The organism is Fodinicola feengrottensis (assembly GCF_010993775.1).
In the GTDB taxonomy this organism is placed as follows: domain Bacteria; phylum Actinomycetota; class Actinomycetes; order Mycobacteriales; family HKI-0501; genus Fodinicola; species Fodinicola feengrottensis.
Genome location: NZ_WOTO01000031.1, coordinates 64,795 through 81,428, shown reverse-complemented (window position 1 = coordinate 81,428; position 16,634 = coordinate 64,795). Strand labels below are relative to the sequence as shown.

20 protein-coding genes and 4 pseudogenes are annotated in these 16,634 nt (G+C 65.9%); 14 read left to right on the top strand and 10 right to left on the bottom strand.

The window, feature by feature from the left end; translation table 11 throughout:
• Positions 1-12: 12 nt before the first annotated feature.
• Both GNX96_RS55455 and GNX96_RS55450 read right to left on the bottom strand, forming a co-directional pair.
• Positions 13-306 carry an anthrone oxygenase family protein gene (locus GNX96_RS55455; protein ID WP_279581568.1) on the bottom strand — a complete coding sequence of 98 codons (294 nt, stop codon included), beginning with the start codon at positions 304-306 and terminating at the stop codon, positions 13-15.
• Positions 279-473, bottom strand: coding sequence for a hypothetical protein (locus GNX96_RS55450; RefSeq protein WP_279581567.1), 195 nt, complete (start codon positions 471-473; stop codon positions 279-281). Before GNX96_RS55450 ends, GNX96_RS55455 begins: the two co-directional genes overlap by 28 nt.
• A gap of 86 nt (positions 474-559) precedes the next feature.
• Between GNX96_RS55450 and GNX96_RS55445 the strand changes: the two are divergent.
• Both GNX96_RS55445 and GNX96_RS26690 read left to right on the top strand, forming a co-directional pair.
• Positions 560-742, top strand: a pseudogene (locus GNX96_RS55445) (TetR family transcriptional regulator); the annotation flags it as partial.
• Positions 743-1,132, top strand: a complete 390-nt coding sequence (locus tag GNX96_RS26690) for a TetR-like C-terminal domain-containing protein (RefSeq protein WP_279581580.1) — start codon at positions 743-745, stop codon at positions 1,130-1,132.
• 73 nt (positions 1,133-1,205) lie between these two features.
• On the opposite strand, the gene GNX96_RS55440 is transcribed toward GNX96_RS26690, so the two are convergent.
• From GNX96_RS55440 to GNX96_RS26670, 6 genes and pseudogenes are all read right to left on the bottom strand, one after another.
• A complete protein-coding gene (locus tag GNX96_RS55440; RefSeq protein WP_279581566.1) occupies positions 1,206-1,934 on the bottom strand; it encodes an SDR family NAD(P)-dependent oxidoreductase in 729 nt (242 codons plus the stop codon).
• Positions 1,909-2,955: an alpha/beta fold hydrolase gene (locus tag GNX96_RS55435; protein ID WP_279581565.1), complete on the bottom strand. Its 1,047-nt coding sequence runs from the start codon at positions 2,953-2,955 to the stop codon at positions 1,909-1,911. The genes GNX96_RS55440 and GNX96_RS55435 overlap by 26 nt, the downstream gene beginning before the upstream one ends.
• The gene (locus GNX96_RS55430; protein WP_279581564.1) at positions 2,952-3,491 is read right to left on the bottom strand and encodes a hypothetical protein; all 540 of its coding nucleotides are present in this window, start codon (positions 3,489-3,491) and stop codon (positions 2,952-2,954) included. Before GNX96_RS55430 ends, GNX96_RS55435 begins: the two co-directional genes overlap by 4 nt.
• A 58-nt stretch (positions 3,492-3,549) precedes the next feature.
• Positions 3,550-3,816, bottom strand: a pseudogene (locus GNX96_RS64910) (M24 family metallopeptidase); the annotation flags it as partial.
• Entirely contained in the window at positions 3,816-4,871 is a 1,056-nt protein-coding gene (locus GNX96_RS26675; protein ID WP_163570267.1) for a PDR/VanB family oxidoreductase, read from the bottom strand. The pseudogene GNX96_RS64910 and the gene GNX96_RS26675, both read right to left, overlap by 1 nt.
• A 5-nt stretch (positions 4,872-4,876) precedes the next feature.
• Positions 4,877-5,783: pseudogene (locus GNX96_RS26670) on the bottom strand (metal-dependent hydrolase).
• A 290-nt stretch (positions 5,784-6,073) separates the two neighbouring features.
• Here GNX96_RS26670 and GNX96_RS26665 point away from each other — a divergent pair.
• The 12 genes and pseudogenes from GNX96_RS26665 to GNX96_RS26610 all read left to right on the top strand — a co-directional run bounded on the left by GNX96_RS26665 (position 6,074) and on the right by GNX96_RS26610 (position 14,916).
• Positions 6,074-6,793, top strand: a complete 720-nt coding sequence (locus GNX96_RS26665) for an ABC transporter permease (protein WP_163570302.1) — start codon at positions 6,074-6,076, stop codon at positions 6,791-6,793.
• The gene (locus GNX96_RS26660; protein WP_163570265.1) at positions 6,793-7,650 is read left to right on the top strand and encodes an MlaE family ABC transporter permease; all 858 of its coding nucleotides are present in this window, start codon (positions 6,793-6,795) and stop codon (positions 7,648-7,650) included. The genes GNX96_RS26665 and GNX96_RS26660 overlap by 1 nt, the downstream gene beginning before the upstream one ends.
• The gene (locus GNX96_RS26655) at positions 7,647-7,988 is read left to right on the top strand and encodes a hypothetical protein (RefSeq protein ID WP_163570263.1); all 342 of its coding nucleotides are present in this window, start codon (positions 7,647-7,649) and stop codon (positions 7,986-7,988) included. Before GNX96_RS26660 ends, GNX96_RS26655 begins: the two co-directional genes overlap by 4 nt.
• On the top strand, positions 7,985-8,791 hold the full coding sequence (locus GNX96_RS26650; protein WP_163570261.1) for an MCE family protein: 807 nt from the start codon (positions 7,985-7,987) through the stop codon (positions 8,789-8,791). Before GNX96_RS26655 ends, GNX96_RS26650 begins: the two co-directional genes overlap by 4 nt.
• 96 nt (positions 8,792-8,887) lie before the next feature.
• The gene (locus tag GNX96_RS26645; RefSeq protein WP_163570259.1) at positions 8,888-9,895 is read left to right on the top strand and encodes an MCE family protein; all 1,008 of its coding nucleotides are present in this window, start codon (positions 8,888-8,890) and stop codon (positions 9,893-9,895) included.
• Positions 9,896-10,045: 150 nt separating this feature from the next.
• Positions 10,046-10,900, top strand: a pseudogene (locus GNX96_RS26640) (MCE family protein); the annotation flags it as partial.
• Positions 10,897-11,553: an MlaD family protein gene (locus GNX96_RS26635; RefSeq protein ID WP_163570258.1), complete on the top strand. Its 657-nt coding sequence runs from the start codon at positions 10,897-10,899 to the stop codon at positions 11,551-11,553. The pseudogene GNX96_RS26640 and the gene GNX96_RS26635, both read left to right, overlap by 4 nt.
• Positions 11,511-11,993, top strand: a complete 483-nt coding sequence (locus GNX96_RS26630; RefSeq protein ID WP_279581562.1) for a hypothetical protein — start codon at positions 11,511-11,513, stop codon at positions 11,991-11,993. Before GNX96_RS26635 ends, GNX96_RS26630 begins: the two co-directional genes overlap by 43 nt.
• Entirely contained in the window at positions 11,990-12,568 is a 579-nt protein-coding gene (locus GNX96_RS26625; RefSeq protein WP_163570255.1) for an MlaD family protein, read from the top strand. The genes GNX96_RS26630 and GNX96_RS26625 overlap by 4 nt, the downstream gene beginning before the upstream one ends.
• The gene (locus GNX96_RS26620) at positions 12,507-13,043 is read left to right on the top strand and encodes an MCE family protein (RefSeq protein WP_163570254.1); all 537 of its coding nucleotides are present in this window, start codon (positions 12,507-12,509) and stop codon (positions 13,041-13,043) included. The genes GNX96_RS26625 and GNX96_RS26620 overlap by 62 nt, the downstream gene beginning before the upstream one ends.
• Complete coding sequence (locus tag GNX96_RS26615) at positions 13,040-14,269, top strand: MlaD family protein (protein WP_163570252.1); 1,230 nt, start codon at positions 13,040-13,042, stop codon at positions 14,267-14,269. Before GNX96_RS26620 ends, GNX96_RS26615 begins: the two co-directional genes overlap by 4 nt.
• A complete protein-coding gene (locus GNX96_RS26610) occupies positions 14,269-14,916 on the top strand; it encodes a VirB8/TrbF family protein (RefSeq protein WP_163570251.1) in 648 nt (215 codons plus the stop codon). The genes GNX96_RS26615 and GNX96_RS26610 overlap by 1 nt, the downstream gene beginning before the upstream one ends.
• A 15-nt stretch (positions 14,917-14,931) precedes the next feature.
• On the opposite strand, the gene GNX96_RS26605 is transcribed toward GNX96_RS26610, so the two are convergent.
• Complete coding sequence (locus GNX96_RS26605; RefSeq protein WP_163570249.1) at positions 14,932-15,513, bottom strand: TetR/AcrR family transcriptional regulator; 582 nt, start codon at positions 15,511-15,513, stop codon at positions 14,932-14,934.
• 286 nt (positions 15,514-15,799) lie between these two features.
• A complete protein-coding gene (locus tag GNX96_RS26600; protein ID WP_163570247.1) occupies positions 15,800-16,516 on the bottom strand; it encodes a VIT1/CCC1 transporter family protein in 717 nt (238 codons plus the stop codon).
• Between the last annotated feature and the right edge of the window lie 118 nt (positions 16,517-16,634).

Below are 16,634 nucleotides of genomic sequence, written 5' to 3'. Positions count from 1 at the left end.
GATTGGCACGGGTCAGAGCATCGTCGCCGCGGCAACGACGAGCACGAAGGCCACGACGATGATCGCGACGCGGGCGAAGTGGAGCAGATCCCAGCGCTGCTGCTGCTCCCGCCAGTCGTCGGGATGACTTTCCGCGGTCCACGTGATTGAGCGCTTGCTGATCGGCACGAGCAAGACGACGGACATGACGACGCTGATGGCTAGCAAGACCGCGGCGACGAGTGCGGCGGCGGCGCTCGGCGTGCCCCATGTGACAGCCGTGAGGGCGGCGATGAGGATCAGGGAACCGACGTACCAGATGGGCATCGCGCGCCCCCCCAACATGCGCGCACCGTCAGCTCGCGCGACGAGCGACGCGCCGCGCCGAACGGCAGGCGCAACATGATCGGGTTGATGACAAAGGCGACCGCGAACTCGACGCCGACCATGAGGCCAAAGACGGATGCGGCGGTGACAGCGAGAACGAATGCCATGAAGAGCTCCTCTCTTAGTTAGCAACGCTAGAAACTCTAGCACTGATAGGATGATAGTGGTTGCTTAGACCACCCGAGGAGAGCTGATGGCAGAACAGACGGCGCGTCAGCAGCGCAGCGACGAGCGACACCGTCGCATTCTCGCTGCTGCGCGGAAACGTGCCGATGCCGATGGGTGGGCAGCTGTGACAACTCGACATCTAGCCGATGCCATCGGATACACGCAGCCCGTGCTCTATGGCCACTTTCCCGGCGGAAAGTCGGAGATCATGCTGGCGGTCGCGCTGGAGGGCTTCGTCGATCTGACCCGACAGTGTCGTGCGGCACTCGGCCGCAAGCGCGGACGGCGTGCCATCGAGGCCGTCGCCGTCGCCTATCTGGACTTCGGCCGAGAGCATCCCGCTGTGTACGAGGCCATGTTCCAACAGCCAATCGACGCACGATTCGCCAGTGACGACACCGAATCCGAGCTTCGCGCCGGGTTCGACGCACTGGCGGAAGCGATCGGCGACAACGGCGACGGCACCGTGACCGAAGTGTTCTGGGCCGCCTTGCACGGCCTCAGCCTGCTGGAACGCGCCGGCCGGATGCGCGCGGAACACCGCTCGTACCGGATAGCCGAACTCGGCGTCCGTTTCGCGGCGGATCCGCCCCAGTAGTTGGGCTGCGCTCGCTACGACAACCCGCCGGCACTTTCCGCGCAGCCGTCGTCCGCAACGCGGTCGGACAGGCCTAACCCAGGCGGGCCGCCCGGCGCAGGATGGCTGGGGACAGTCGAGACAGCAGCCGCGCCACCTTGGCCTCCGGCGTCACCGGCACCACCGCGCGGCCATGCCAGACAGCCCGGACGATCTCCTTCGCCACGCCCTCAGGGCCGAAATTCCGCCGCGCGTACGCACGGGACACCCGCTCCCGCTGTTTGTCCTGATCCGCCGCCGAAACCCCGGAAAACGTACTGGTCTTGGTGATGTTCGTGTTGACCACGCCGGGGCAGATCGCCGAAACACCAATGCCATGTGTGACCAGTTCGGCCCGCAGACAGTCCGACAGCATGAAAACAGCGGCTTTGCTGGTCGCGTACGCGGCGAGGATCTTGGACGGCAGGTACGCGGCGGCCGATGACACGTTGACGATGTGCCCGCCCTCGCCGCGGTCGGCCATCAGCGCGCCAAAAGCCTGGCAACCGTAGATAACGCCCCAAAGATTGACATCCAGCACGCGCTGCCATTCCGCGGTGGTGGTCTGCAGGAACGTCCCCGAATGACCGATGCCGGCATTGTTGACCAGCACGTCCGGCACGCCGTGGGTGGCCGCGACCTCGGTGGCCCATTCCTGGACGGCCTTCTCGTCGGCCACATTCACCTCGTACGCGTGCGCCGGCGGGCCGACCAGCCCGGCCAGCAACGCGGTCCGTTCGGCCGCTTCGAGATCGATGTCACCGACGACGACTTTCGCGCCCACACCGGCGAAAGCCAGCGCGGTGGCCCCGACCGATGCCACTGCCGGCGCCGGTCACCACCACGACCTGGCCGTCGAAGGCACGCTTTTTTTTCGGACCACCGACCCGGGCTCGCCGCAGTTCCGGCGCGGCCGGCGCGCCCTCGATGTGGTCCACCAGCTCGGCGACCATCCGGGCCACCGCCGGCGCGTGCGTCAGCGGTGCCCAGTGCCGGGCCGCGAGGGATCGCCGCCACAGCTGCGATACGTGCCTTTCCAGCCCTTCAGCCAAAGCCGCGGTGACGTAGTGGTCGCCGGTTGGGCTGATGACCTGCACCGGCACCTCGGTACTGCGGGGCCGCGGATTCTGCAGCCGAGGGCGCATGTTGGCCCGATAAAGCGAGATGCCGCGAATCGCGTCACTAGACAGCGTCGCAGCCGGATGCCCAGCGGTCGTCTTCACGCCTTCCAAGGTCCGCAGGACTTTGCCCCAACGAGCGGAAAGTCCGAGTCGCCACACGAGCGGCGCGAGGGCCGGGAGGTGGAAAGCGACGATATACCAGGAATGCAGCTGCTGGGTCGCCAGCTGGCGGAGGTGGTGGGGAGTCGGGTTGCTCAGCCGATAGCGAATCCATTCGCCGACGTGATCCAGGCAGGGCCCGGAAATCGACGTGTACGACGCGATCCGCCGATGCGCGTCGGGCTCGGTCACCGCCTCCCACGATTGGATCGAACCCCAGTCATGGGCGACAACGTGGACGGGCTTGTCGGGACTGACCGCGTCGGCGACAGCGAAGAAATCTCTCGCCAGCTGGTCCAGTTGGTAGCCGCCGCGGCCTTGGGGCGGCTCAGAGGCGCCGGCGCCGCGTACGTCATAGGTGACGACGTGGAATCGCTCGGACAGCTCGCTGACCACCCCGTCCCATACCGCGTGGGTGTCTGGATATCCGTGTACGAGAAGGACAGTTGGCTTCGTACGGTCCCCTGACTCCCAGACCGCCAGCCGGACGTCACCCGACACCACCGTGCTCGACTCAGCCCTCACGCCGCACCTTCCCTCACATCGATCAACTGCGGGCTCATCTCGGCCCACCGGCGCACATGCGGCAGGTCATCATCCAGCCAGTAGGCGGGGTTGTCCGGATCGTCGGTGACGACCAGGAGTTCCTCGAATTTGATCCCCACATCACCGAAACCAATGTGCGGCTCGACCGCCCACAGCCCCGGTGTCGGGGTGTGCCGGGACGACCGCCCGTCGGCCCACAGTGGCGAACGTCCGTGCAACCGCTCGGAAATCAACTCACGGCCCAGCGTTTGGATCGTTCGTACGCCAAAACCGGCGAACGTCACGCCCTGCGGGCCGGCCGCTTTGATCCGGGTGACCTGGTGGCCGATGACCCGACCCGGATAAACCCGATGGCGGTTGTCGTAGCCGTGTTTGACGATCAGTGCGTCCACGTCGGCGTAGATGTCGTTCAACGGCTGGCGGTTGCGTACACTCTCCAGGATCAGCGAACGATATTCGCTCAGGTCCCGGAAAAGTTGGTCCCAGATCCGGGTTCGCGCCGACCCGACCGCCATAGCCGATGTCCGCGGTGTAGCCGTCCAGCACCGGCGCGCAGTCCAGCACGAAAGGCATGCCCTCACGGAGTTTGCGCCCGCTGGCGAAGAAATCCAGCGGGCTGCGAAAGTGCCGAAAAGCCGTCCGGTCCCCGAACCACGCGAACGGCACATGGAAGAAATCCTGGACGCCACCGGCGATCAGCTCGTGCTTGAGTTTGCCGGCCGCCTGCCGCTCAGTGACGCCGGGCTCCAGCCAGTCAGCGACCTTCTGCGCACATGCGTACGCGAGCTGTTGCGCCTCTCGAAAACGCTCGATATCGCGCTCGCTGTAGTCGAATGCCATCACAGGTCCACCACCAAATTCTCGCCGCGCGACACGCAGATCAACATCTCGCCAGCGGCTCGTTGCGCGTCGGTCAGCCGGCGGTCCCGGTGATCGATCGCGCCGGAAAGGACTTTCACCTTACAAGTCCCGCAAAAACCTTGTTGGCACGAATACGCGACGGCTGGCCGTACGTCCCGGATCGCGGCCAACACCGAGCGGTCGGCCGGCACCGACACCACCTGGCCGCTGCGGCGCAGCTCAACCTCCAGCGGCTGGCCGTCGATCACCGGCGGAGCCGCGAACCGCTCGAAATGCAGCTGCCTGGCGCCGGTGTCGGCGAATCCGGCGCGTACGAGCGAAAGCAACGGCGCCGGCCCGCAGCAGTAGATGCTGCCACCGGCCACCGCGGACTTCAGCACATCGTCGGCGACCGGCAGGCCGTATTCGTCGTCAGGACGGACAAAAACCCGAGTGGCGTCAAGATTTTCCAACTCCGCAAGGAATGGCATGGAGTCGCGAGATCGTCCGGCGTACACCATCCGCCAGTCCAGCCCGCGCCGAGCGGCTTCCCAGGCCATCGACAGCATCGGCGTGATGCCGATGCCGCCGGCAACCAGCAGCACGGATTCCGCGGCAACGAAAGGAAACGCGTTGCGCGGACCGCGTACGGTCAGCATGCTTCCAGGTTGCAGCTGATGAATTTCGACCGAGCCACCGCCGCCGGACGGCAGCCGGCGGACCGCGATGCGGTACGAGGAACGGTCCGCCGGGTCGCCGCAAAGCGAATACTGCCGACGCAGACCGGACGGCAACACCACGTCGAGATGGCAGCCGGGCTGCCAGGCCGGCAACGGGCCGCCGTGCGTACGCGCCAACCGCAGGCTGACCACGTCCTCGGCCTCCACCGTCCGGGACTCGACCCGTAGTCGCAGGTCAGCGGCTGTCCCACCGGATGCTGGCCGGCCGCTGCTGAGGAACCGAAGCCCCCGCATGTAGCGGTCGGTGAAGCCGGTCATGAAGGCGAGGAACTGGTCCGGCGGCATCCGGTCCGGGATCGTGGCGGTCGGATCCATCGCGGTCAGTGCGCGGCCCGGGCGGCCTGCGACGACGCCAGATACGCCACTGCCTGACTGGTCGAATACTCCTGGCTGGGATGGAATTTCGGCTTCAGATAAGTCAGTGCGGCGCCACCGAGCTCACGTGGGCGAGGCAACAACCCGCGTTTGCCGGCTCGGCGCAGGGCCCGCCAACCAATCTTGCGTTTACGGTCAGGAGCGGGCAGACCTCTCAGTTCCGGGTCGTTCGCGATCATGAAACGCGTGCCACGCAACCAGATCACGCCCATCAGCGGCGCCACCACGATCATCGCGCGGGCGCGTCGCATATATCGACGGTCAAGATGGCGCGCCAGGTCGTACGCCACCGCGCGGTGCTCGACCTCCTCGGCGGCGTGCCAGCGCAGCAGATCGAGCATGGTCGGATCAATGCCGGCCTCATCCAAAGCCTTCGCATTGAGCATCCAGTGACCCATGTGCGCGGTGAAGTGCTCGATCGCCGCCACGATCGCGACCCGCTCCAGCAGATACTGCTCGGCGGCCTTGCCGCTCAGACCCTCCCGGTCACCCAGCATCCGGCGGAAGATCCACTCGGCGCGCTGGGTGAACGGCCCGCGGGTCCAGGCCCTTCGCCAGCAGGTGGTCAAGCACCTCGCTGTGCGCCTCCGCGTGCACGGCCTCCTGGCCGATGAACCCGAGCACCTGCTCGCGCAGCGTGTCGTCGTGGATCCGCGGCACGACCTCCTGGAAGAGCCGGACGAACCAACGCTCGCCCTCAGGCAGCAGCAGATGCAGCACATTCATCACGTGAGTGGCCATCGGCTCGTCCGGCACCCAGTGCATCGGCAGCTCTGACCAGTCGAAATGCACGTCCCGAGGCTGCAGGACCAGATTCTGTGGCGCGATGTCGTCGTGCTCGTACGCAGTCACGGTGGTCGCCTCCAGCCGTCACCCGAGGATTATCTGGTACTCAGTGTTGCATGCATTCTTAACTTACTCAAGAGTAGATAACCCTGATAGAAATTTCGGCAAACCTATCGACCGGCATGTGACTCATGGGTAAGGTCCCGCACCAGAGCATGTGACGCCCACCACTGTCGCGCAACACCAAGAGCATCGAGGGGTCGCCCGTGGTCGCACCGCCGTCGCTGGCACGCGGGCCGCTGGCGAGCGCCGCCGCCGAGGTGGGGCTGTTGCTGGGCTTCGCCGTGGAGACCGCGATGGCGGCCGGCCGGGCCGTGCGAAAGCGCAAGATCGCGTGGCAGGAATGCCTGGAGCAAACGTGGTTCCTGGCGGCGGTGACCAGCCTGCCGTCCATCCTCGTGATGATCCCGCTGGGGGTCGCGGTGGCGATCACCGTCGGGTCTTTCGCCAGTCAGATTGGCGCCGAACGCTACAGCGGAGCGGTGGTCGCCTTCGTGATCATCGGGCAGGCCGCGCCTTTGGTGTGCGCGTTGATGATTTCCGGGGTCGGCGGCTCGGCGATCTGTTCCGACCTCGGCGCCCGGAAAATCCGCGAGGAAACCGACGCCCTGGAAGTCATGGGCATCTCGCCGATCGAGCGCCTAGTGCTCCCCCGGGTTTTCGCCGCCATCGTGGTCACCGTGCTGCTCGATGGTGTGGTAATGGCCGTCGGCATCGGCGCCACCCTGATCTTCCACGTCGAAATCCTGCACGGCACGGCCGGCAGTTTCCTCGCCACCCTGACGCAGTACGCGCGACCCGCCGACTTCGTGCTCGCCGAGGTGAAGGCAGCGGTTTTCGCGGTGATCGCGGCGATTGTCGCCAGCTACAAAGGACTTACCTGCAAAGGCGGGCCGCAGGGCGTCGGCGACGCGGTCAACGAATCGGTCGTGCTGTCGTTCATTCTGGTTTTCATCGCCAACACGGCGATGACCGAGCTCTACCCGATCCTGGTACCGGCCCGAGGGGCGTACTGATGGCCGGCCCGTACGTCGTCGGCAACGTGCTGGTGCGCGGCTATCAGCGGATCGTCGACGCGCTCGCGATGGTCGGGGCGCAGTTCACTTTCTACGTACGAGCACTGGTCGCCATCCCGCGAACCGTCCGCCGCTACACCAAAGTGGTGGCTGGCCTGGTCGCGGACATCAGCTTCGGATCCGGCTCGCTGCTGGCCGGCGGCGGCACTGTCGGGGTCATCTTCGCGATGTCTTTCGTTGCCAGCACTCAGGTCGGTCTGGGCGGCTACCAGGGCCTCGACCTCATCGGCCTGTCCCCCATCACCGGTTTGGTGGCAGCGTTGGCGAACACCCGCGAGATCGCGCCGGTGGTCGCGAGCATCGCGCTGGCCGCCAAGGTCGGCACCGGATTCACCGCGCAGCTCGGCGCGATGCGAATCGGCGACGAGGTGGACGCGCTGGAGTCGATGGCGGTGCCGTCGCTGCCTTTCCTTGTCACCACACGGATGTTGGCCGCCTTCGTGGCGGTCATTCCGCTCTACCTCATTGGGCTTTTCGGCTCGTACGTGGCCACCGGTTTCGCCGTGGTTTTCCTGTCCGGCCAGTCATCGGGCACGTACGACTACTACTTCCACCTGCTGCTGACGCCAAAAGACGTGGTCTTCTCGCTGATCAAGGCACTGGTCCTCGCGATCGTCGTGACGCTCGTGCACTGCTATTACGGCTACACCGCGAGCGGCGGACCAGCCGGCGTCGGCAAGGCGGCTGGGCGGGCACTGCGTACCAGCATCGTGCTGATCATGCTGGTGGATGTCCTGCTGACACTGACTTTCTGGGGGCTGCGCCCGACGCTGCCCGGAGTCGGAGGCTCCGGATGAGCGGGCCCGGACGCGGCAGCCTCGCCCTGCGCGGCGCGGTCGCCCTCACCGTTTTGTTGGCCGCCGCCGTCCTTCTGGTGGTCAACAGCACCGGCGCCTTCAACACCGATCCGGTGGTCACCGCGACCGTGCCGTCCGTCGGCGGTTCGATCGCGCCACTTTCGTCGGTTCAGCACCACGGGGTGGTCGTGGGCACGCTGCTCGCCGTCCAGGCCGGCGCCGAGACGTCACGGCTGGTGATCCGGGTGCATCCGTCCGATGTGGACGCCATACCGGGCAATGTGCAAGTGCGGCTGCTGCCGCGGACTGTTTTCGTCAGGCGTACGTGGATCTGGTGACCCCGCCGAGCGGCGCGCAGGGCGAGCTGCGGGACGGCAGTGTCCTGCGAGCGGACATGTCGTCCGAGACCATCCAGCTTTACCAAGCCTTCAACCGAATCTATGACCTGCTGTCCCAACTGCAGCCGGCTCAGCTGGACGCCGCTTTGAGCGCGGTGGCCGAAGTCCTGCGGGGGCGCGGTGGCGACCTGGGCACCACGATCGCCGAGCTAGACATCCTGACCCATCAGCTACAGCCAGCTTTGCGGTCTGTAGGACCAAATCTGCGGGCATTGGCGACCCTGAGCGAGCAACTGTCGTCCAGCGCACCGGACGCTTTCCACGCTCTCGACGACGCGGTGTCCATCTCCGAGACCATCGTGGCCAAACAGCAAAGCCTGCGGTCACTGCTCGGCGCCGGCACCTCGCTCGCGCAGCAGTCGAACCAGTTGCTGGGAAACAACTCCAGTCGGATTATCCAGCTGGTACGACTGACCGGTCCACCGCTGGACGCACTGGCCTCTCAGCCCGGCCAGATCAGCCGTACGCTCACCGACCTGCACACCTTCCTGAACAAGGGAAGCCAGGTTTTCAGCAGCGGGCGGCTGAAACTGCAGGCGCCGATCATCTTTCCGCCGCCAGCCGCCCTACACCGCGGCCGACTGCCCGCGCTATCCGGGACTCTCCGGGCCGAACTGCGGTGCGGCCGTACCGAAGGGCGGGACCGTCCTGATGCCACCGCCAGGCAGCCAGCCAGCCGGAGGCACCTCCGGGCCGGTCGGCAGCGGGCAGGAGCAGAACACCATCGGCGCTCTTTTCCCTGACCTGCTTGATCCGAACTCGGCCGGCCAGGCAAATACCACCGGCTTGCTGGACCTGCTGGCAGGGCCGATCCTGCGCGGCACCCAGGTGGTGACGCCGTGATCAGGACCGCCATCAAACTTTCGTTGTTCCTGCTGGTATCCGTCCTGGCCACCGTGCTGGTGATCAACACGCTGGCCCAGCCGCTGTCCGGGCCGAGCGGTGAATACCACGCCGTTTTCAGTGACGCGCAAGGGCTGGTGCCGGGCAGTGACGTGCTCATCGCGGGCGTACGGGTCGGCCGGGTCGACTCGGTCAGCCTTCAGAACACGCAGGCGGTGGTCACCTTCGCGGTCACCGATGACCAGCAACTGCCAGCCAACGCGAACGCAATTATCCGGTACGCCGACCTGGCTGGCGGACGCTATCTCGCGGTCACCCCGGGCAGCGGCCACAGCGCGGGTGTCCTGAATCCCGGAGACACGATCCCGATCTCCCGGACCCGGCCGGCCCTGGACCTGACCGCGCTGCTGAACGGATTCAAGCCGCTCTTCGACGCGATCAACCCCCAGCAGGTCAACCAGCTGGCGTCCGAGATCGTCACCGTCCTTCAAGGACAGTCCGGCACTATCGCCGACCTGCTGAACAAACTCGTGGTGGCGGTGACCGCGAACCTCGCCAGCCGCGACCAGGTCATCGGTGCCGTACTGACGAACCTGGATGCCGTGCTCGACACGATGACCCGCAACCAGCAGAATTTCCGTGCCCTGCTGACCGGGCTCGGATCGCTGGCGGCCGCGGCCGCTGGTGACCGGCAGCAAATCGCCGCCGCAATCGACGGCACCGCGGCGCTGGCCGGCTCACTTTCCGGGCTGGTGACCCAGTTGCGGCCGCCGGCCACCACCGACCTCACCCAGCTCAACCGCGCCGCTGGCATGGTGGTCGCCAACCGGACCGCTCTGGACAAGGCCCTGAAAGGCGCGCCAACCCTGGTCGGCACGGTCGGCCGTGCGCTCGACTACGGCACCTGGGTCAACGTCTACATTTGTAATTTGAGCATCTCCGTCGGAGACAACGCGTCCATACCGGTAAGCGTCACCGGAGCCCGTTCGCAGGTGTGTCGATGAGCATTTTCAGCAGGAAAAACCCTGGAAGTTCCAGCGCGATGTCCCGCGGCATGATCGGCGCGCGGCTGCGCTGGTCCTTATCGCGGTGATCGCGGTCGCCGGGCCGCAGGTCGTGTTTTACCTTCGTACGGGCGACTACACACTGCCGATTTCGCGAACGCGAGCGGGCTCGCCACCGGCGATCAGGTCTACGTGGCCGGGGTAGCGGCCGGCCGGGTGACCGGCGTGACGTTGGCCGGCGACCACGTCCAAGTGCGTTTCCGGCTGGACCACGCCCAGTCGCTGGGCGACCGCACGTCCGCCGGCATCAAAGTCGCCACCCTGCTCGGCCGGCGCTATCTTTCGTTGGTCCCGGGCGGATCCGGCAGCCTGGACGGCGGCATCATCCCCATCGCCCGTACGTCCGTGCCGTACACATTGGACGATCTCAGCCGGGCCACCACCTCCACCACGGACCAACTGGATCTGCCCGCGCTGCAACGGATGTTGGCGAGCATCACCGAGGTCACGCCCACCGACAACACGGTCGTCACCCAAACGCTCACCGGAGTGTCCATGGTCGCGGCGATCGTGTCGCAACGAGAAGGGCAGATACACGCGCTGCTGACCGGCGTCCAAACCGTCACGAATTCCCTGCTGCAGCAGCAAAGCACGCTGGTCACCCTGCTGGGCGACGCCAACCTGGTGGCACAGATGCTCAACCAGCGCCGGCAGGTCATCCGGGCGATGGTCGCGGACCTGACCGCGCTCACCGGCCAGGTCAGCCAGTTCCTCACCCAAAACGGCCCGGCGGTCAACCAGCTGCTGACTCGCCTGCACTCGATCACCGCTTTGCTGGCCCAGAACGACCAGGCGCTCGGCGCAACTCTGACCCAGCTCGCGCCGATGACCAGATATCTCACCAACGCCACCGGAAACGGCCCATGGGGCGATGTTTCTGGCCCGGCCGGGCCACTTCCGGACAACCTGCTGTGCGTTTCGGCGCTGGTGAAGGGATGCCGATGAGCAGCACGGGCTGGCGGATCGGAGCCGTCATCGCCGCACTGATCGTGGTGCTCGGTGGCGGATATGTGCTGCTGCGACCCGATCCAACGCTGACCGTGGCAGCTGATTTCGCCCACGCTGACGGGGTTTTCGCCGGCAGCAAAGTGGCGATCCTGGGCGTACCGATCGGCCGGGTGACCTCGGTGGAGCCACGCGGCTCGGTGGTACGCGTCTACATGTCGTTGCCGCGCGACACCCAGATCCCGGCGAACGCCCAGGCCTGGGTCACCACGCCGTCCGTCATCGCGGACCACACCGTCGAATTCACCCCCGCCTACACCAGCGGCACGATGCTGAGTCCAGGCGCGTTGATCCCGGCCACCCGTACGCATTCACCGATCAAATGGACCGAGCTGGTGCAGTCGCTGGACACCCCCTGCTCGCCGGCCTCGGACCCAACGGTCTCAACAAAACCGGCTCGCTCGGCGCCGCTTTGCACAGCGCGGCCACGGCTCTGCAGGGCAACGGCGGCCCTTTCCGTACGGCTGTGCAGAACCTCACGCAAGCAAGTGGAGTGCTGGTCAGTGACAGCACCGAGGTGGCCGGACTGGTCACCAGCCTCAACCAGCTGGTGCAGTTGCTCGCCAATCACCGCTCGGATATCACCACGCTGACCACCACAGTGACCGGGCTGGCCGGCGACCTGAACGCCGAACGCGCAGATATCAGCGCGGCGCTGGGACAACTGGCGACTGTGCTGACCCAGGTGGCTGCTTTGGTGAAAGCACACGGAAGTGCGCTCGGCGCAGACCTGACCCGGCTGAACCAAGTCACCGGCACCCTGGTCAGCCACCAACAGGATCTAGCCGAGATCCTGGACACTTTGCCTTTGATGTCGGACAACCTGGGCCGCGCGGTCGGCCCGGACGGGCGGTTGCGCGTACGGCTGGACATCTCCACCGTACTGACCCAGTTCGACGCCACCCGCCAGCTGTGTGAAAAACTGCCCGTACCGCTGTGCAGTGGAGCCGGTCTGGTGAATCCGATCCCGTTCCCGCCCAACCTCTCCAACCCCCTCGAGCCTTCCGGCGGCTACCCCGGAGGTGGCGGATGAGACTCCGCGTCGGTGCCCTGCTGGCGGTCGCCGCAGTGCTGCTGAGCGGCTGTGGCCTCAGTTTCCAGAACCTGCCGATTGGCCGTGGCGGCGAAGGCCCTTCGTACGATCTGACCGCGATTTTCACTGACGCGGCGCAGCTTCCGCTGGGCGGGCAGGTTCGGATCGGCCAGGCCGTCGTCGGCCGGGTGACCTCCCTGCAGGCACGGAAGTTTCAAGCCGTCGTACACATGCGGATCGATGTCGGCACCCAACTGCCGGTCGGCACCACCGCCCGGCTGGAGCTGACTTCGGTGCTGGGTGAGGAATATGTGCTGCTGGTCCCGCCCGACAAGGCGGACCGCGGATTCCTCGCCAATGCGGCGGTGATCGGCCTCGCGGACACCGCCCGCGCGCGCGGACGTGGAGAACACCCTGGCCGCGGTCGGCGCGCTGATGTCCGGCAGCGGATTGGATCAGGTGCAAACCATCGTCACCGAGACCAACCGGGCGCTGGCTGGACACGAGCAACAGGTGCGAAATCTGCTCGGACAGCTGGACAGCCTGCTGCGATCGCTGGACGCGCATCGCAATGACATCAACCGGACGATCAGCGCGTTGAACAGTTTCGCCGCCCTGGGGGCACAAAACCAGGCCGCCCTGCAGGCCGCGTTAACCCATATCACGCCGGCCCTGGACGTGCTTCTCAGTCAGCGCACCGATTTTCTCACCCTGCTGACGAGCATCACCCAGTTGTCGAAGACCACCACCGGCCTGCTCTCACAAACCAGCGCTGGTCTGGTCGAGCGCGCCCGGCAGTTGCGCCCGGTGTTGACCGCACTGGCTGGCTTCGACTCCGAACTCGGCTCGACGCTGATGTCACTGCAGACTTTCCAGCACCTGTTGGAAGGAAGCATTCCCGGTGACTACTTGACAATGGACGCGGACCTTTCGGTGTCCGGGACTCTGGAGTCGCTGATCACCGGCGGTTCGCGGATCGCCCCCAGCACCGCGACAAACGCGCCGCCGACCGGCGGCGTCGGGCAACTGCTGAGCGGAGGTGTCCGGTGAATCGTCGCTCCCCCGTCGTCCGGCTGGTGATTTTCACCCTGCTCGGCGCGATCTGCACGGCGTACGTGGGCGTCCAGCTTTTCGGGGTCACCGCGTTGCGCGGCACGATCCAGGTGACCATACGGATGGCCGACGCCTCCGGCTTGGTACCGCAGTCGCTGGTTACCTATCGCGGTGCCCGGGTCGGCATCGTCCAGTCGGTCGGCCTCAACCAGGACGACGCCGGAGTCGCCGCGGTACTGAGCATCGACGCCACCCAGCACATCCCGGCCAATGCCCGCGCGGTGATCGACATGGACACACCCATTGACATTCAGCACGTCGATCTGCAGCCACAGAACACAAACGCGCCCTATTTGGCCAATGGCAGCGTCATTCAGGGCAACCGGATCAGCACCCCGCTGCCGCTGGAAACACTGCTGGTGCACCTGATGACGTTCGCCGACAGCATCAACACCCACGATGTCGCGACCCTGACGAACGAGCTCTCCACAGGCTTGTCCGGCATGGGACCGGATCTGCGTCACCTGCTGGACAATCTGGTCGCGCTGCTGCGGAGTGTCCAGACGTACCAACCACAACTCCTGCAGCTGATCGGAAACACCAACAGCCTGCTCAATCCGGCCAACCCGGGCTCGGTGGACCTGCCGGCGCTGACCTCGGCGTTGCAGGGGTTGACCAGCCAAGTACGCAGTCACAGCAACGAGATCGGCAACCTGCTCGACCAGGGCACCGGCGTCGCCAACCAACTTGTCCCACTGCTGCAGGACAATCAGGAGTCGTTCACCACGCTGTTGGGTAACACCGTGACGACCAGCCAGATCATCAGCATCCGTACGGCGGCCATCAACGAGTTGCTGATCTCGCTGCCGGACACCTTCACCAGGGTCGGCGGCATCGCTCACGGCGACACCGCGTTTTTCAGTCTGCTGGCCGCGCAGGGGCCGGTCTGCTATTACAACACCCCGCGCCGGACACCGACGGACACGTCCGTACGCCCGGTGCAACCCAACTATCTCTGTAATTCCACGCTGCCGGATCTGCAGCAGCGCGGCTCGCAAAACGTCCCCAGCCCGCAGCGCCGGACCACCGGAACATATGACCCGGCCACCGGCAACGCCACCGATCCGACCGGCCAGCAGTTCCGGCTCGGCACGAACGGCGGCCAGGCGTCCGCGTACGGATCCCAGTCCTGGTCCGCGATTCTGTTGCAAGGAGTGCAGTGATGTCCCAGACCGTCTCGGTGACCAAGTCCGACAAGGCCGCCCGGCGCCCGTCGCCCAAGCCACGGCCGGAAGAGTCCGAGACCCCGCCGGAAGAAGCGCAGAAGCCGGCGGAGAAGGTCGAGGAGATCAGTGTCGGCCAGGCCTTTCGGCGACTTCTGCGTGGCATGCGGCCGTCCTTCAGCCTACGCACCGCCGGTGTTGTCGTCCTGATCGTGGCGATCGCCGCGGTGGCCGGATACTTTGGCTGGCAGAGCTACAAACAGACGGCCGTCACCAAGGCCGAGGCAAGCGCGCTGGCCGCCGCCCGTACGTACGCGACCGACCTGTCGACCTACGACTATCGGTCGCTTTCCGGGAACTTCAAGAAGATCACCGCGAACTCAACCGGTCAGTTCGCCCAGCAGTATGCGAAGGTCAGCCAGAATCTCACCAAACTCATCCAGCAATATCACGCCACCTCGAAAGGCACCGTCGTACGCGCCGGCGTTTCGGAGGGCACCAGCGACCGGGTGGTAGTGGTCCTTTTCGTCGACCAGCAGATCACCAACACCAACAGCCCGCAGCCACGGGTCGACCGCAACCGCATGCAAATGGTCCTCGTCAAAACCAACAATCACTGGCAAATCTCCGACGTAGCGCTCCTGTAGAAGACCCGCGACGAGTTATCTGGCTGGCACGACCAAAGGGGCGATGTGCCGGCGAGCGAAGGCGCGGGTCGCGTCGTCGTCGCTGCTGGGAATCCGGCCGTCCGGGGTGAGCACCATCGACTGGGCCAGCCGGGCGAACATTTCGGCCACCATCTCGGTTTCCTCTACAGATCCCGCATCCGAACCCTGCAGCCGGCGGATTTTGTCCGCCACATAAGCCCGGCCGAGCCCGACAACTGGACCGCCGGAGACGGTCAAAGCGGGCAGCACGACCTCTGGATCGGTGGCCAGAATCCGCCGCAGCAAAGGATGTTCTCGGGCGCCAACGACAAAAGCCACGAAACACTCGACAACTTGCTCGGTCGGGGTGCTCGCGTGCGCGATCTTGCTGTCCACATCGGCGATGAAACGCTGCACCTCCCGCGTCACGGTCGCCTGCACAAGCCCACTTTTCTTCGGGAAGCGCCGATAAACCGTGGCCACCCCGATGCCTGCCCGGTGAGCGATCTCGGTCATGGTGGCCCGCCGAATGCCGAAATCCAGGAACGTCGCCATCGCCGCATCCAGCACCAACTCAGCGTCCGCCGAGCCGCGCATCGATCTCTCGACAGGGGTGGCGTTCGTCTGCTTTGGCAGCGTCAACATTGTCCTTCGATACTACCGTCGACAGGAGATTTTGACTCCTGCCAGGGCAATCCCGAGGCTCGCCCGTACGCACCGAAATCGTCCACTGACACTTCGTCACCACTGTCTGCAAGACAAATCTGCTGTTGTCCCTGACCGAGGCTGGTCGTCGTCTTAAACGGGCATTGAGCCTATGCAGCAGCCAAGCCCTCACCGGTGAAACCCGGCCCGTTCGCCTTGCCGGCACTCGCCTTCTGCGTTAGAGAGTCACCCCGAGCAGGCGGCCGACGCCGTACGTGACGGCCATCGCGAGAGCGCCGCCAGCGACCGTACGCACCATCGCCCGACTCACCCGAGCGCCACCCAGCCGCGCACTTATCGCGCCGGTGATGGCCAGCGCGACCAGCACTGCGACAAAACACAGCGGGGCGCGTACGACTGCGGGCAGCGTGATCACCAGCAGCGGCAGCAGGGCACCGACGGTGAACGACACCGAAGAAGCAAGCACGGCCTGCCACGGGTTGGTCAGATCGTCGGGGTCGATGCCCAGCTCCGCCTCAGCGTGGGCTCGCAACGCGTCGTGCTTGGTGAGCTGCTCGGCGACCTCCATCGCCAGCTCAGGTGAGAGACCCTTGTTCTGGTAGAGTTCGGCCAGCTCCGCGAGCTCCGCGTCCGGCATGCTTTCGAGCTCCCATTTCTCCTTGGCCAGCAATGCCTTCTCGCTGTCCCGTTGGGTGCTCACGGACACGTACTCACCGGCCGCCATGGACAGCGCGCCGGCCAGTAGCCCGGCGATGCCGGCGGTCAGGATGGCGGGTCGGTCAGTGGTGGCCGCGGCCACGCCGAGCACGATGCCGGCCACCGACACGATGCCGTCGTTGGCGCCGAGCACCCCCGCGCGCAGCCAGTTCCGGTTGGCGCGGCCGCCGGCGTGGTGCTCCGGCTCACCCTCATGGGTCTGGGTCGCGTCCGTCATGACCCGACCGTAACCATCCCGACCTGCGCCAACTCACCCAGTGCCGGCTAACTCACGGTGCGTACGAACGCCACAGCCCAGCAATTACCCGCCCCACCTCCTTAAAAACAGGGAAATA